14 protein-coding genes are annotated in these 13,049 nt (G+C 62.3%); 7 read left to right on the top strand and 7 right to left on the bottom strand.

Annotated features, from left to right (window positions below):
• Positions 1–58: 58 nt before the first annotated feature.
• From hppD to B9Z50_RS14830, 3 genes are all read right to left on the bottom strand, one after another.
• Positions 59–1,135 carry a 4-hydroxyphenylpyruvate dioxygenase gene (hppD, locus tag B9Z50_RS14820; RefSeq protein WP_108365680.1) on the bottom strand — a complete coding sequence of 359 codons (1,077 nt, stop codon included), beginning with the start codon at positions 1,133–1,135 and terminating at the stop codon, positions 59–61.
• Between the two features lie 372 nt (positions 1,136–1,507).
• Positions 1,508–2,707, bottom strand: a complete 1,200-nt coding sequence (locus B9Z50_RS14825) for a CaiB/BaiF CoA-transferase family protein (RefSeq protein ID WP_108365535.1) — start codon at positions 2,705–2,707, stop codon at positions 1,508–1,510.
• 8 nt (positions 2,708–2,715) lie between these two features.
• Positions 2,716–2,997, bottom strand: a complete 282-nt coding sequence (locus B9Z50_RS14830) for a DUF3297 family protein (RefSeq protein ID WP_108365536.1) — start codon at positions 2,995–2,997, stop codon at positions 2,716–2,718.
• 134 nt (positions 2,998–3,131) lie between these two features.
• Here B9Z50_RS14830 and B9Z50_RS14835 point away from each other — a divergent pair, with 134 nt between their 5' ends.
• Positions 3,132–4,385 carry an Hsp70 family protein gene (locus tag B9Z50_RS14835; RefSeq protein WP_108365537.1) on the top strand — a complete coding sequence of 418 codons (1,254 nt, stop codon included), beginning with the start codon at positions 3,132–3,134 and terminating at the stop codon, positions 4,383–4,385.
• Positions 4,386–4,442: 57 nt separating this feature from the next.
• Here B9Z50_RS14835 and B9Z50_RS14840 read toward each other — a convergent pair whose 3' ends face one another.
• Positions 4,443–5,021 carry a DUF2076 family protein gene (locus tag B9Z50_RS14840; RefSeq protein ID WP_158270690.1) on the bottom strand — a complete coding sequence of 193 codons (579 nt, stop codon included), beginning with the start codon at positions 5,019–5,021 and terminating at the stop codon, positions 4,443–4,445.
• Positions 5,022–5,230: 209 nt separating this feature from the next.
• Here B9Z50_RS14840 and B9Z50_RS14845 point away from each other — a divergent pair, with 209 nt between their 5' ends.
• Genes B9Z50_RS14845 through B9Z50_RS14855 form a run of 3 tightly spaced genes read left to right on the top strand, consistent with a single transcriptional unit; the run spans position 5,231 to position 8,206 of the window.
• On the top strand, positions 5,231–6,427 hold the full coding sequence (locus tag B9Z50_RS14845; protein ID WP_108365539.1) for an MFS transporter: 1,197 nt from the start codon (positions 5,231–5,233) through the stop codon (positions 6,425–6,427).
• A 20-nt stretch (positions 6,428–6,447) separates the two neighbouring features.
• Positions 6,448–6,915, top strand: coding sequence for a CoA-binding protein (locus B9Z50_RS14850; protein WP_108365540.1), 468 nt, complete (start codon positions 6,448–6,450; stop codon positions 6,913–6,915).
• Positions 6,916–6,922: 7 nt separating this feature from the next.
• The gene (locus B9Z50_RS14855; RefSeq protein WP_108365541.1) at positions 6,923–8,206 is read left to right on the top strand and encodes an O-acetylhomoserine aminocarboxypropyltransferase/cysteine synthase family protein; all 1,284 of its coding nucleotides are present in this window, start codon (positions 6,923–6,925) and stop codon (positions 8,204–8,206) included.
• Between the two features lie 178 nt (positions 8,207–8,384).
• Here B9Z50_RS14855 and B9Z50_RS14860 read toward each other — a convergent pair whose 3' ends face one another.
• Positions 8,385–9,200 carry a DMT family transporter gene (locus B9Z50_RS14860; RefSeq protein WP_108365542.1) on the bottom strand — a complete coding sequence of 272 codons (816 nt, stop codon included), beginning with the start codon at positions 9,198–9,200 and terminating at the stop codon, positions 8,385–8,387.
• A 63-nt stretch (positions 9,201–9,263) separates the two neighbouring features.
• Positions 9,264–10,175: an alpha/beta fold hydrolase gene (locus tag B9Z50_RS14865; RefSeq protein ID WP_108365543.1), complete on the bottom strand. Its 912-nt coding sequence runs from the start codon at positions 10,173–10,175 to the stop codon at positions 9,264–9,266.
• A gap of 200 nt (positions 10,176–10,375) precedes the next feature.
• Between B9Z50_RS14865 and B9Z50_RS14870 the strand changes: the two genes are divergently transcribed.
• The gene (locus B9Z50_RS14870) at positions 10,376–11,089 is read left to right on the top strand and encodes a YebC/PmpR family DNA-binding transcriptional regulator (RefSeq protein WP_108365544.1); all 714 of its coding nucleotides are present in this window, start codon (positions 10,376–10,378) and stop codon (positions 11,087–11,089) included.
• On the opposite strand, the gene B9Z50_RS17640 is transcribed toward B9Z50_RS14870, so the two are convergent.
• On the bottom strand, positions 11,086–11,367 hold the full coding sequence (locus B9Z50_RS17640) for a hypothetical protein (RefSeq protein WP_158270692.1): 282 nt from the start codon (positions 11,365–11,367) through the stop codon (positions 11,086–11,088). The genes B9Z50_RS14870 and B9Z50_RS17640 overlap by 4 nt on opposite strands.
• Positions 11,368–11,484: 117 nt before the next feature.
• Here B9Z50_RS17640 and B9Z50_RS14880 point away from each other — a divergent pair, with 117 nt between their 5' ends.
• A complete protein-coding gene (locus B9Z50_RS14880) occupies positions 11,485–11,796 on the top strand; it encodes a DNA-binding transcriptional regulator (protein WP_108365681.1) in 312 nt (103 codons plus the stop codon).
• Between the two features lie 186 nt (positions 11,797–11,982).
• Positions 11,983–12,930: a tripartite tricarboxylate transporter substrate binding protein gene (locus tag B9Z50_RS14885; RefSeq protein WP_108365545.1), complete on the top strand. Its 948-nt coding sequence runs from the start codon at positions 11,983–11,985 to the stop codon at positions 12,928–12,930.
• Positions 12,931–13,049 lie beyond the last annotated feature (119 nt).

The raw sequence follows: 13,049 nt of genomic DNA on the forward strand, positions 1-13,049 counted from the left end.
AAAAAAAGTGCACGGGCATGTGGGGTCGTTGGGCGTGCACGCGTCCACAGCCAAATCGTCACTCCACCTGAATCGCGCCACGACGAATCTGGTCGCGCTCCAGGCTTTCAAACAGGGCCTTGAAGTTGCCCTCGCCAAAGCCCTCATCGGCCTTGCGTTGGATGAATTCAAAGAACACCGGGCCGAGCAGGGTTTGGCTGAAGATTTGCAGAAGCAGACGCTTCTCGCCATGGGCCGTGGAGCCGTCCATCAAGATACCGCGCGCTTGCAATTCGTGCACGGGCTCGCCATGGCCCGGCAGGCGCTCTTCAAGCATCTCGTAATAGATGTCGTTGGGTGCGGTCATGAGCGGGATGCCGGCCATCTGCAGCGCGTCCACACTTTTCAAAATGTCGTCGGTGAGCAGCGCGATGTGCTGGATGCCTTCGCCGTTGAACTGCATCAGAAACTCTTCGATCTGGCCACCGGTCTTGCCCGACTCTTCGTTGAGCGGGATGCGGATCAAACCGTCTGGGGCCATCATGGCTTGGCTGGTCAGGCCCGTGTATTCGCCCTTGATGTCGAAGTAACGAATTTCCTGGAAGTTGAACAGCTTTTCGTAAAAACCGCTCCAATACGCCATGCGCCCTTTGTAGACGTTGTGCGTCATGTGGTCGATGAGCTTGAGGCCGTGGCCCGGCGGGTGGCGGTCGACGCCCTCGATGAATTCAAAGTCGATGTCGTAGATGCTTTTGCCGTCTTCAAAGCGGTCGATCAAATACAGCGGCGCGCCGCCAATGCCCTTGATGGCGGGCAAGCGCAACTCCATAGGACCCGTGGGCACATCCACAGGCTGCGCCCCGAGCTCCAACGCCCGCGCATAAGCCTTGTGTGAGTCCTTCACGCGAAAGGCCAAAGCGCAAGCGCAAGGCCCATGCTCGGATGCGAAGTAGCCTGCCAGGCTTTTGGGCTCGCGGTTGACGATGAAGTTGATGTCGCCCTGGCGGTAGAGCACCACATCTTTGGAGCGGTGTTTTGCCACCAAAGAGAAGCCCATTTTTTCAAACAGGGGCTCCAGCGTGTTGGGGACAGGCGAAGCGAACTCGACGAACTCGAAGCCACACAAACCCATGGGGTTGTCAAACAAATCGGCCATGAAAATCTCCAGTGAAAAGCAGGGCCGCGCTGCATGTTGAGCACGGCCCGATTGAAATCGGTCAAACAAATTGGGCGCTGTAAAGAGGTCATTGCGAGCGACGCGGGCAGTCTATGGATCGCTTCGTGCCTCGCGATGACGGCATCTATGGGTCACTCGGGGATGAACCCGCCAGCCTGCGCAGAGCGCTCAATCCAACTGCGGCGGCGCGCAAGGCTTGCCCCGCGTGCTGCGCGCGAGGTGGATGCCGAAAATCAAAACCTGGATAGCCATGGACTGATGGTCGTCGCAGGCGCAGGGCGTGTCAAGCCCTCAAATCCTGCCCGCCCAGTGCTGGCGGTGGTTGTAGCCATGTAGCCATGGCCCAGAACTTCAGGCGATCGCTTGGATGCTGCGCAAGTGGGCCATCTCTGCGGCACTCAAGCCCAGGCTTTGCAGCAGCTCGTTGGTGTTCTCGCCCTGTGTGGGGGGCTGGTGGCGCACGCCCAGGCGCTCCCCACCCATGGTGAAGGGCAGCAAAGCAGCAGGCGCGTTTTGCCCGGCTCTGGGGCCGTCGGGCAAGCGCACATCGGCCAGCCCCCCGGTGGCCTGCAGGTGCGGGTCATCAAACAACTCTTCGGGCTTGACGATGGGCGCAAAAGGCAAGCCTGCCTTCTCAAAAATGGCTGTCAATTCGGCCGCCGTGAAGGCCGCCAAGCGTCGGCGCAAATCAGGCATCAATTCGGCGCGCAGCGACACGCGTGCATTGTTGTCAAAGTAGCGAGGATCGCTCTTCAGGTCGGCAAAGCCCAACACATCACAGAACGTGGTCCATTGCGCATCACTCACTGCGGCCAAAAAGATTTGCTCGCCATTTTTGACGGTGAAAACGTCGTACACGGCCCAGGCCGAGATGCGGTTGGGCATGGGCTCAGCCGCTTTGCCGGTGATGGCGTATTGCAGCATGTGCTGACCCACCAGAAACACGTTGTTCTCGAACAGGGCCGACTGGATCTCTTGCCCGCGCCCGGTGATGCCGCGCTGGATCAGCGCACCCAGCACGCCAATCGCGCCGAACATGCCACCCATGATGTCGTTCACGCTGGTGCCTGCGCGCAGCGGGTCGCCGGGGCGGCCCGTCATGTAGGCCAAGCCACCCATCATCTGCACCACTTCATCCAGCGCCGTGCGGTGGTCATACGGCCCGGGCAAAAAGCCTTTGAGGCTGGCGTAAATGATCTTGGGATTGTGGGCTGACAGGCTGGCGTAGTCCAGCCCGTATTTGGCCATGGTGCCGGGCTTGAAGTTCTCGGCCACCACGTCGGCCGTGGCGCACAAGCGGCGCGCCGCTTCGGCCCCCTCGGGGCTTTGCAGGTTGATCTGAATGCTCTTTTTGTTGCGGTTGAACATGGGGAAAAACCCCGCGCCCGAGCCCAACAAGTGCCGGGTGCGGTCGCCCTCGATGGGCTCGACCTTGATGACCTCGGCTCCCATGTCGGCCAGCACCATGCCGCAGGTGGGACCCATGACCATGTGGGTGAACTCGACGACGCGCAGGCCTTCGAGCGGTAGCTTCCTTGGAGCTTCGGTCATGGGAACGCTCAGCGGTAAAACGCTTCGACCGTGCCTTTGAGTTTGATGAGCAGCGGCTGACCCTTGCGGTCCAGCGTTTTGCCTGCGGGCACACGCACCCAGCCTTCGCTGATGCAGTATTCCTCGACGTCGTTTCGCTCTTTGCCATTGAAGCGGATGCCGATGTCGTGCTCGAACACGGCGCGCACATGGTGCGGGCTGCGGGCGTCTATGGCGAGGCGGTCGGGCAATGCGGGGCGAGAAACGTGGGCGTTATCGGCGGAAGTGTCAGGAGTTTGGGTTTCGGTCATGGTGAGTGCGTTGGCAAAAATGAAACTAAGTGGATTCTCCCCGATTTAATGGGGCCGTCGGTGGCAGAATCCCGGGTCCTTCGACGGACAGTGCTTGGGTCTGTCCCATCCGATTCAGCTTGACCCCCTTCCTCATGACCTCTTCCCCCGCCGGCACGCTCGGCATTGACTTTGGCACTTCCAATTCGGCCATGGCCTGGCTCGGCCCAGAGGGCAGCGCACGCCTGATCCCCCTCGAGGGCGAAGCCCTGGCCATGCCCACCGCTGTGTTCTACAACGCCGAGGACAGCAGCACCCACTTTGGGCGCGACGCCATCGGGCATTACCTCGAGGGCACCGAAGGCCGCTTGATGCGCTCGCTCAAAAGCCTGCTGGGCAGCCCGCTCCTTTTGGAGACCACGCAGATCGGCCACCAGCAAATCAGTTTTCAGGACATCATCGGCACCTTTTTGGCGCAGCTGCGCGAGCGCGCCACGCAAAGCCTGGGCAGCGTCCCGCGCCGCGTGGTGATGGGCCGACCGGTGCACTTTGTCGACGATGACCCCGAACGCGATGCCCAGGCCGAAGCCTCGCTGCGCCAGGCGGTCGAAGCGGTGGGCTTTGACGAGGTATCGTTTCAACTGGAGCCCATTGCCGCAGCCCTCGACTACGAGCAGCGCCTGACCCAAGAAAGCACCGTGCTGGTGGTGGACTTAGGGGGCGGCACATCGGACTTCACGGTGGTGCGCCTGGGGCCCCAGCGCATGTCCCGCGCGGACCGGAGTTGCGACATTTTGGCCACCACGGGCGTGCACATTGGCGGCACCGATTACGACCGGCAACTGAATCTCGCACAGGTCATGCCGCTGCTTGGTTACAAACATTTGGGCCCCGAGCAGCGCGAAGTGCCCAACCGCGTTTTTTTTGACCTGGCCACTTGGCACCTGATCCACTGGCAATACCAGCCCAAGGCCATCGCTCACGCCCAAACCCTGCGCAGCAACTACAGCGAGCCGCACTTGCACGAACGCCTGATGCGCGTGCTGACCGAACGGCACGGCCACCACATGGCCCACGAGGTGGAGCAGGCCAAGATCCAATGCTCAATGAGCCGGACTGACGCGCGCATTGACCTGTCGGTGATTGAGCGCAGCTTGCAAGCAGACCTGGGCGTCAGCGACATGCAGGCGCATTTGCAGCACTTGCTGGCCCGCACGGTGGCTTGCGCGCGCGAGTGCGTCCAGCGTGCAGGCCTGACCAATGCTTCACTGGATGCGATCTACCTCACGGGTGGCTCATCGGCCTTGAGCACATTCCAAGCCACTTTGCAGGCTGAATTCAAAGGCGTGCCGCTGGTCGAAGGCGATTTGTTTGGTGGCGTGGCGCTGGGCTTGGCCTACAGCCGTTGAGCCCGGGTGGTTGTTTATTGACGGGACTTTTGCTGCCTGTGGTGTCACCCAGTGGCCTCAGATCCACTCATCGCCCAAGTCCCACAGGCCATCGCCCGCATCTGGCTCGGCGCTGGCCAAGCCCCCTGAGCCTTGGGCCACATCGGACGTGGCCTCGTCCGGCCCCCACAGGCCTTGAAGGCCTTGAAGGCCTTGAAGGCCTTGTAGCAACAAACCACCGGCCACCACACCGGTGGTCACGCCCAATGCCGTGCCACCAACTTGCGCCAACAGTCCACGCCCCCAAGGGCTGGACAGCGCGGGGGCCATAGGGGCGGCCTGCACACGGGCACGGTCTCCCGAAGCTGAACCCCCACCGCCGGAAGGGGCGGGCCCTGCTGCTGTAGGGCTGGCTTCAGATGTCAAACGAGCGGCTTGTTCATCGCACTGCGCTTGCAACTGGCCCAAGCGGACATGGGCGGCGTCCAGCGCCAGCTGCAGCGCCAAGCTGCGCTGCACCAGCAAGTAAGGGGCATCGGGTTGCTGGGCCAGCGCATCGCGGATCAGGCCATCGGCCAGCGCATCTTTGGGCTGGGCACGTTGCTGGCGCAAAACGGCCAAAAATTGCTGAAGCTGGTCACGTTCTTGGGCGGTCATGGGCGAGTCCTTGGGCTGAGCGTTGGCAACATGCTGGTTCATTATTGGCTGGCTTGCCCTCAATAGGCTGGGATCATCCTGTGGAATGGCGGTTATTGGCCCCTCTGTGGGTCGGTGTCGCATGGGCAGCGGTCGCAAGACTGCGGCGGAGGGTTTCCAGCGCAAAATGACAGTGCCGTGAATTTTCAGCCATTGACACCGGAGACCGCATGAAAGAGACCCCCTATGCTTGGGTGGTGGTTTGGGCCACTTTTGCTTGCCTGGCGCTGATCTTCGGGGTGTCGTATTCGTTCGCAGCGTTTTTTGAGTCGTTCGCGGCCGAGTTCTCGGCGCAGCGGGCCGATGTGTCCTGGATCTTTGGCCTCTCAGGCTTTGTCTACTTTGTGCTGGGCGCGGGTGGCGGCATGCTGGCCGACCGTTTTGGCCCGCGCGTCGTGTGCTCGGCGGGCATGGCCCTCATTGCGCTGGGCCTGCTGGCCACCAGTTGGGCGACGTCTTTGCTGGCGGTGTACGTGAGTTACGGTTTGCTGGTGGGCTTGGGGATTGCCTTGGTTTACACCCCGTCGATTGCCAGCGTGCAGCCCTGGTTCACCACCCAGCGCGGCTTGGCCGGGGGCATTGCCAGCTCGGGCGTGGGTGCAGGCACTTTGCTGGTGCCGGTGTTGGTGGCCATGGCCATTGGCCCCATGCCCTGGCGCGAGGCCATGCAGCTGCTGGCCTTGGGGGTGTTGGTGCTGGGTTTGTTGGCGGCGGGCTTGCTGCGCCGCGCCCCTGCCACGCGGGCCGCGCCGGGCGCGCCCGATGCGGGGGGCTCAGGCGCCGGACTGACTTTGCGCGAGACCTTGCGCAGCCCCACGTTCCGCTGGTTGTACCTGGCCACGGTGCTGGCCTCGCCCGTGATGTTCATTCCCTTTGCCCATGTGTCGGCATCGGCGCGCGATCTGGGCTTGGGCGAAGCCTTTGCAGTCGGTTTGGTGGGCTTGATTGGCGTGGGCAGTCTGGTCGGGCGCTTTGCCATTGGCCTGCTGGCCGACCGGCTGGGCCGCGCGCAGACGCTGGTGCTGATGCAGCTGTCCATGGGCGCGTCCTATGCGCTGTGGGGCGCGGCGGGCGGGCAGGCCATGCTGGTGCTGTTTGCGCTGTGGTTTGGCCTGAGTTATGGCTCCATCGTGTCGCTCTTGCCCGCCATTTGTATGGATTATTTTGGCGGCCGCTCAGTGGCCAGTGTGGTGGGCACACTCTACAGCGGTGCGGCACTGGGCAATTTGCTGGGTCCGGTGCTGGCCGGGGCGGCATTTGACTGGAGCGGGCATTATTTGGGCGTGATGGCCGTGTGCGTCGGGCTGTCGCTGTGCGCGACATGGGCCTCACGCCAAATGAAACGCTGCGGCCAGGCGCGCTATTGATCCAGGAGAGACGGACTGTCATGCACAACGATTTGCACGCGCTGCGGCGCATCCTCAAAATTTGCCCCACCATCGCCGTGGTGGGCCTGTCGGCCGAGTGGCACCGACCCAGCTACTTCGCGGCCAAGTACATGCAGTCGCACGGCTTCAAGATCGTGCCAGTCAACCCGCGTTATGCGGGCGGCGAGATCCTCGGTGAAACCTGCTATGCCAGCCTCAGCGACATCCCTTTCAAGGTGGACATGGTCGATGTATTTCGCCGCAGCGAAGACGTGCTGCCCATTGCCGAGCAAGCGGTTCAAATCGGCGCAAAGTGCCTGTGGCAACAACTGGGCGTGGCCAACCCCGAAGCCGACGCCCTGGCACGGCAGGCGGGTTTGGATTCGGTGAGCAACCGCTGCGTCAAGATCGAACACGCCCGGCTGTTTGGCGGCCTGAACTGGGTGGGCGTGAACACCGGTGTCATTTCTGCGCGGCGGCTGGTATAAAAACGCCATGACCGACCGCCAATTCCACCCCGAGACCCTGGCCATTCATGCGGGGCAAATTCCCGATGCGGCCACCGGCGCACGCGCCTTGCCCATCTACCAAACCAGCAGCTATGTGTTTGACAGCGCCGAGCACGCGGCCTCGCTCTTTAACCTGCAGACCTTTGGCAATGTGTATTCGCGCCTGAGCAACCCCACGGTGGCGGTGCTCGAAGAACGCGTGGCCGCGCTCGAAGGCGGGCGTGCTGCGGTGGCCAGTGCCTCGGGCATGGCGGCCGAAACCATGGCACTCATGACCATCTTGCAGTCGGGTGACCATGTGGTGGCGGCCGGTGCTTTGTATGGCGGCTCGGTCACGCTGCTGGCCGTTAGCTTGGCCAAGTTCGGCATCGAGACCACCTTTGTGGACGCCACTAAACCCGAGGCCTTTGCCGCCGCCATGCGACCCAACACCCGCGCGGTGTACGCCGAAAGCTTGGGTAACCCGAGCATGGTGGTGCTGGACATCGCGGCCGTGGCCGAGGTGGCCCACGCACACGGCGTGCCGCTCATCATCGACAACACCGTGCCCAGCCCGCTGCTGTGCAACCCGATCGCGCTGGGCGCGGACATCGTGGTGCATTCGGCCACCAAATATTTGGCGGGCCACGGCACCACCTTGGGCGGCGTGGTGGTTGAGGGCGGCAAATTTCCGTGGGACAACGGCAAGTTTCCGGGCATGACCGAGCCGTCCAAGGGCTACCACGGCGTGAAGTTTTACGAGACCTTTGGCGACTTCGGCTTTTCCATGCGCTGCCGCATGGAAAGCCTGCGCGTATTTGGCGCATCGCTCAGCCCCATGAGCGCATGGCAAATTCTGCAAGGCGTCGAGACGCTACCGCTGCGCATGCAAAAGCACTGCGACAACGCGCTGGGCGTGGCCCAGTTTTTGCAGGCCGATGCGCGTGTGGCTTGGGTCAACTACCCCGGCCTGCCCGACCACCCGCAACACGCTCTGATGCAGCGCCAGATGCGTGGCGCATCAGGCCTGCTGTCGTTCGGCGTCAAAGGCGGTTTGGCACAAGGCGTGACCTTCATCGAGTCGGCGCAGTTCATGAGCCACCTGGTCAACATCGGCGACACCCGCACCCTGATCAGCCACCCGGCCAGCACCACGCACCGCCAACTCGACGACGCCCAGCAACTGGCTGCAGGCGTACCGCCCGACATGGTGCGCATCTCGGTGGGTTTGGAGAATTTGGACGACATCCTCTGGGACATTGACCAAGCGCTGGACAAGGCCTGCCGCTGAGTCGGTGCCATGGCGCATGGGCCGGCGTCGCGGCACGTTCCGCGCCCTATCGCCCAAGGGGTGGGCTCCTACAAAAAACCGGGCACCTCCCCGTAGGAGCCCACCCCGTGGGCGATGGCTTGTGCACCCGGGTCCATGAATGTGCTGGGACTTCAGGCGAGCCGCCTCATCAGGGTCTTCAAGCGTCTTGTGCCAGCAGCGCCTGCCGGCGCTTGCGCTCAGACTGGAGCAGACCCAGCCCGGCCGCCACCACCAGTGCAATGCCGCCCCAAGCCAGGGTGTTGGGCACATCACCCCACATCAGGTAGCCCAGCACCAATGCCACCAGCAGACCGCTGTAGCGAAACGGCCCAATCACGCTCATGTCGCCCAAGCGCATGCTGAGCGTGAGCAGGTGGTAGGCCGCGGCCAAGCACAGTGATGCCCCAAACAGTTGCCACAGGTGCGGCGTGCTCATCGGCTGCCACGGCTCAAACAGGCTCCACACGCCGGCCATCAAAGTGACCATGGCCGCCGTCGACAAGGTGATCAAGAGCGAGGGCACTTGGGCGGGCACCAGGCGCGTCAGAAAGTCGCGCCCTGCATGCAGCACCGCCGCAAACAGGCAGAGCCAGGCATAGGCATTGAAGTCGCCCATGCGTGGCTGCACCACCAGCAGCACGCCCGCAAATCCCAAAACGATCAGAGCCCAGCGACCGGGGCTGACCCGCTCGTGCAAGAAGAACACCGCCATCAAGGTCAGAAACAAGGGGCCCGCCAAGTTGATCGCGGTGGCATTGCCCAGGGGCATGTGGAAAAGCGCCGTGAGGTAGGTGAAAGAAGCCAGACTGTCGAGCATGGCGCGCGCAGGCACCGATCGCGTGAGTGCGGTGCGCCATTGCTGCAACTGTCCCACCCACCCAGCCAAGGCCAACAGCAGCGCGGTGGTCATCACGCCGCGCACAAAAATCAGCTGCGGTGGACAAGTCCGCGCTGACCCATTTGACCAAGGCATCGTTCACCACAAAAAACACCATGGCACCGGTCATGGTGACGATGCCGCGGCGGTTGTGCTGGCTCATGCGGGGGCTTTGTCCAAAAAGGGCAGCACCTGCGCCAGCAAGGCATCGGGCGCTTCCTCAGCGATGTAGTGGCCGCAGGGCAATGCCCGGCCCGTGACGTGGGTGGCCACCTGCTGCCATTCCTTGAGCGGATCAAAACAGCGCTGCACCACGCCTTGCGCGCCCCACAGCACCTGGATGGGCATTTGAAGCCGTCGCCCCTGCGCAATGTCTTGCCGGTCGTGCACCAGGTCAATACCCGCTGACGCCCGATAGTCTTCGCACAGCCCATGCGCTGCACCCGGCAGGGCCAGGCAGCGCTGGTATTCGGCCAGGGCCCGCGGATCGAAAGGGGCCAACCCCGCACTGCGGTTGCCCATGACGTCGGTGACATAAGCCGCCGGATTGGCCTGGATCAAGCGCTCGGGCAAGGGTTGCGGCTGGATCAAAAAGAACCAATGCCAATAGGCGCGGCCAAAGGCCTCGGTGGTTTGTGCGTACATGGCCAAGGTGGGCGCGATGTCAAGCAAGACCATCTGGCGCACCGCCTGCGGGTGGTCCATGCCCAACCGGTGCGCCACGCGGGCACCCCGGTCGTGCGCCAGCACATGAAACTGCGCAAAACCCAGTTGCTGCATCAGGTCGATCTGGTCTTGCGCCAGGCTGCGTTTGGCGTAAGCCGCGTGGTCCGGCCCGCCCTCGGGTTTGGACGAGTCACCATAACCGCGCAGATCGGCCGCGACCACGGTGAAGTGCTGCGCCAGCGTGGGGGCCACCTTGTGCCAGATGGCCAGGGTCTGCGGATGCCCGTGCAGCAGCAGCAAGCCCGGACCTTGCCCGCCCACCATGGCCGAGATGCGCAGGCCTTTGGCCACTTCGATCTGGTGGTGTGCGAAACCGGGAAACAAGGGCAAAGCAGGGTGATGCATGGTCTAAGCGCTTGGGCAAGGTGGGGCGGTGCAGGGCGTGGGCCACCCAACCAAAACGGGCACGGTGGGGAACCTCAGCAACCATTATTGACCCGCACCTCCACAGCAGCTGTGCCCTTTGAGACCTCCGCCCCATCCCCTGAGACCAAGAGCCAGCGCTTAAACTCAGCGCTTTCATCCCCAACAAGAAGGAAGACCCCATGGGCGCGCAGTGGAAAGCAAAAGGCAAGGCACAGGCAGCAGATGCACGAGGCAAGCTGTTTGGTCGCCTGGCCAAAGACATCATGATCGCCGCCCGCAACGGCGCCGACCCCGCCGCCAACTCTCGCCTGCGCCTGGTGGTCGAGCAGGCCCGCAAGGTCTCCATGCCCAAAGAAACACTGGAGCGCGCCATCAAAAAAGGCGCGGGTCTCTTGGGTGATGCCGTGAGCTTTGACCGCGTGATTTATGAAGGCTTCGCCCCGCACCAGGTGCCCGTGATGATCGAGGTGCTGACCGACAACGTGAACCGCAGCGCGTCTGAAATGCGCGTGCTGTTCCGCAAGGGCCAGCAAGGCACCTCGGGCTCGGTGTCGTGGGACTTTGACCATGTGGGTTTCATCGAAGCAGAACCCACCCAAGCCGGCGCTGACGCCGAACTGGCCGCCATCGAAGCGGGCGCGCAAGACTTTGAGCCCGCCGACGAAGACGGCGTGACGGTGTTCATCACCGAAGCCACCGACCTTGACCTGGTCAGCCGCGCCCTGCCCGAACACGGCTTCACTGTGGTGTCGGCCAAGTTAGGCTACAAACCCAAAAACCCGGTAGACCCAGCCAACCTGAGCGCCGAGCAGCTCGAAGAAGTCGAAGCCTTTTTGGGCGCCATCGACAACAACGACGACGTGCAAAACGTGTTTGTGGGCTTGGCGGGTTAAGGTTCAAAAAATCCGGCTTGATTTCGTACGTAACTTGCGTACAAGCATGCCCTATGAAAGCGCTCTTTGTTGAGTTGCCAGCTTTCGAACGCTACCGACAGGAATACCTGAGCGATGAGGCCTACCGAGGCCTGCAAAATGAAATGCTCAAGGCACCCGAGGCCGGTGATGTGATCATGGGCACGGGTGGCCTGCGCAAAATCAGGCACGGAGATACGCAGCGAGGCAAAGGCAAACGTGGTGGGCTGAGGGTGATTTATTTTTGGTGGGAATCCCATCGTCAATTTTGGCTTTTTACCCTCTATGACAAAAGCGAAATGGATGACCTCTCACCGAAGGATCGCTCAGCGCTCAGCGCTCAAAGCGATGCTGAAACAAGAACTGGAGTCTCGCAAATGAAACGCAATTTGTTCGCTGAAATTTCCGAAGGCTTTGATGCCCTGGCCCAGCAGCGCGTTGGCAAGACCACGCTTCGCACCGTCGAAGTAGAAGCCAAACCTGCGCCTGACATCAGTGCCATGGAACTCAAGGCTATTCGTGAAAAACTCAAGCTCTCGCGTCCCGTCTTCGCCCACTACCTGCGCACCAACCCTAGAACACTGGAAAACTGGGAGCAAGGCCGCGCCAAGCCCAACGCCCAGGCCGCATTGCTGATCCACTTGGTGGACCGCTACCCCGATACCGTCAAGCGGCTCGCCGCAGTTTAAGCAACTGCGTCGAAACCTCCCAGAACAATGCCTTCGGGTCTTGCAGGCGACAGCTGAAAGAGCCGCTACAGGGTTTTCAATGAGGGCGTTTTGAGCATGCGCCGATAGCATGGGTTGATCCTTTAGGAGCTCACCACGCCCTTTTCATTTTTATCGCAAGCTTCTTCACCGTCCCGCGCCCGGCGTTTGACCTTCGCCGCGGCTTTGCTGGCCGTATGTGCCAGCAGCACCGCCCTGGCCCAAGCCTGGCCACAGCGCCCGATCAAAGTGGTCATTCCCTTCCCACCCGGTGGCCCCAGTGACCTGGTCATGCGCACAGCGGCCGAAAAAATTCTGGCCAACCTCAAGCAACCCATCGTGATCGAGAACCAGCCCGGCGCTGGCGGCAACATTGGCGCCGCCAGCGTGGCGCGGGCCGCCCCCGATGGCTACACCTTCTTGTTCGCGACCGACACCCTGCTCACCGTCAACCCGCATGTGTACAAAACCATGCCCTTCAAGCTCGACGACTTGAAGCCCATCAGCGTGTTGTCTTCGTTCAGCCAAACCTTGGTGTGCAACCCTTCGCTGGGTGTCAAAACAGTGTCCGAGCTGATCGCCCAATCGAAAACCACCTCTTTGAGCTACGCCTCGGGCGGCGCCGGTGTGCCGGGGCATTTGTCGACCGAGTTGCTGCTGAGCATGACCGGCATGCAAATGACACACATCCCCTACAAAGGCCCGGCCCCCGCCATGCAAGACGTGCTGGCCAACCAAGTGCCTTGTGGTCTGCTGGCCGGGCCCACGGTGCTGCCGCATGTGCGCGCGGGCAAGTTGATGGCGCTGGCAGTGTCGGGTCAAGCACGCTCGCCCTCTTTGCCCGATGTGCCCACCATTGATGAGGCCGGGGTGAAAGGCTACGAGGCCGATTTCAGCCTGATCTTGATCGCCCCCAAACAAGTGCCCGATGACATCGCGGCCAAATTCCGCCAAGCCGTGGTCGACGCCCTGCGCACCCCAGAAGCCACCGAGCGGCTCAAGGCATCCGACCAGATCGTGATTGGCAGCACGCCCGAGCAGGCGGTCGTCAAAGTGGCCAAGGACTTTGCCAAATGGGGCGCCGTGTCGCGCAAGATTGGTTTGAGTCTGGACTGAGCCTGAGCGGGCCCACAAATGACAAGCCCGACCAGCGAACTGGTCGGGCCGATGGGGCGTCACGAGAGGATCGTCCCAGGGGTTGCCCAAAAGAAGCTTCATCGTTCTGATGGGCGGGG

The organism is Limnohabitans sp. Bal53, assembly GCF_003063355.1.
In the GTDB taxonomy this organism is placed as follows: Bacteria; Pseudomonadota; Gammaproteobacteria; order Burkholderiales; family Burkholderiaceae_C; genus Limnohabitans_A.

Coding starts and splice junctions, on each gene's coding strand:
- hppD (WP_108365680.1), bottom strand. CDS start 1,135: ATGGCCGATTTGTTTGACAACCCCATGGGTTTGTGTGGCTTCGAGTTC.
- B9Z50_RS14825 (WP_108365535.1), bottom strand. CDS start 2,707: ATGACCGAAGCTCCAAGGAAGCTACCGCTCGAAGGCCTGCGCGTCGTC.
- B9Z50_RS14830 (WP_108365536.1), bottom strand. CDS start 2,997: ATGACCGAAACCCAAACTCCTGACACTTCCGCCGATAACGCCCACGTT.
- B9Z50_RS14835 (WP_108365537.1), top strand. CDS start 3,132: ATGACCTCTTCCCCCGCCGGCACGCTCGGCATTGACTTTGGCACTTCC.
- B9Z50_RS14840 (WP_158270690.1), bottom strand. CDS start 5,021: ATGACCGCCCAAGAACGTGACCAGCTTCAGCAATTTTTGGCCGTTTTG.
- B9Z50_RS14845 (WP_108365539.1), top strand. CDS start 5,231: ATGAAAGAGACCCCCTATGCTTGGGTGGTGGTTTGGGCCACTTTTGCT.
- B9Z50_RS14850 (WP_108365540.1), top strand. CDS start 6,448: ATGCACAACGATTTGCACGCGCTGCGGCGCATCCTCAAAATTTGCCCC.
- B9Z50_RS14855 (WP_108365541.1), top strand. CDS start 6,923: ATGACCGACCGCCAATTCCACCCCGAGACCCTGGCCATTCATGCGGGG.
- B9Z50_RS14860 (WP_108365542.1), bottom strand. CDS start 9,200: ATGCCTTGGTCAAATGGGTCAGCGCGGACTTGTCCACCGCAGCTGATT.
- B9Z50_RS14865 (WP_108365543.1), bottom strand. CDS start 10,175: ATGCATCACCCTGCTTTGCCCTTGTTTCCCGGTTTCGCACACCACCAG.
- B9Z50_RS14870 (WP_108365544.1), top strand. CDS start 10,376: ATGGGCGCGCAGTGGAAAGCAAAAGGCAAGGCACAGGCAGCAGATGCA.
- B9Z50_RS17640 (WP_158270692.1), bottom strand. CDS start 11,367: ATGGGATTCCCACCAAAAATAAATCACCCTCAGCCCACCACGTTTGCC.
- B9Z50_RS14880 (WP_108365681.1), top strand. CDS start 11,485: ATGAAACGCAATTTGTTCGCTGAAATTTCCGAAGGCTTTGATGCCCTG.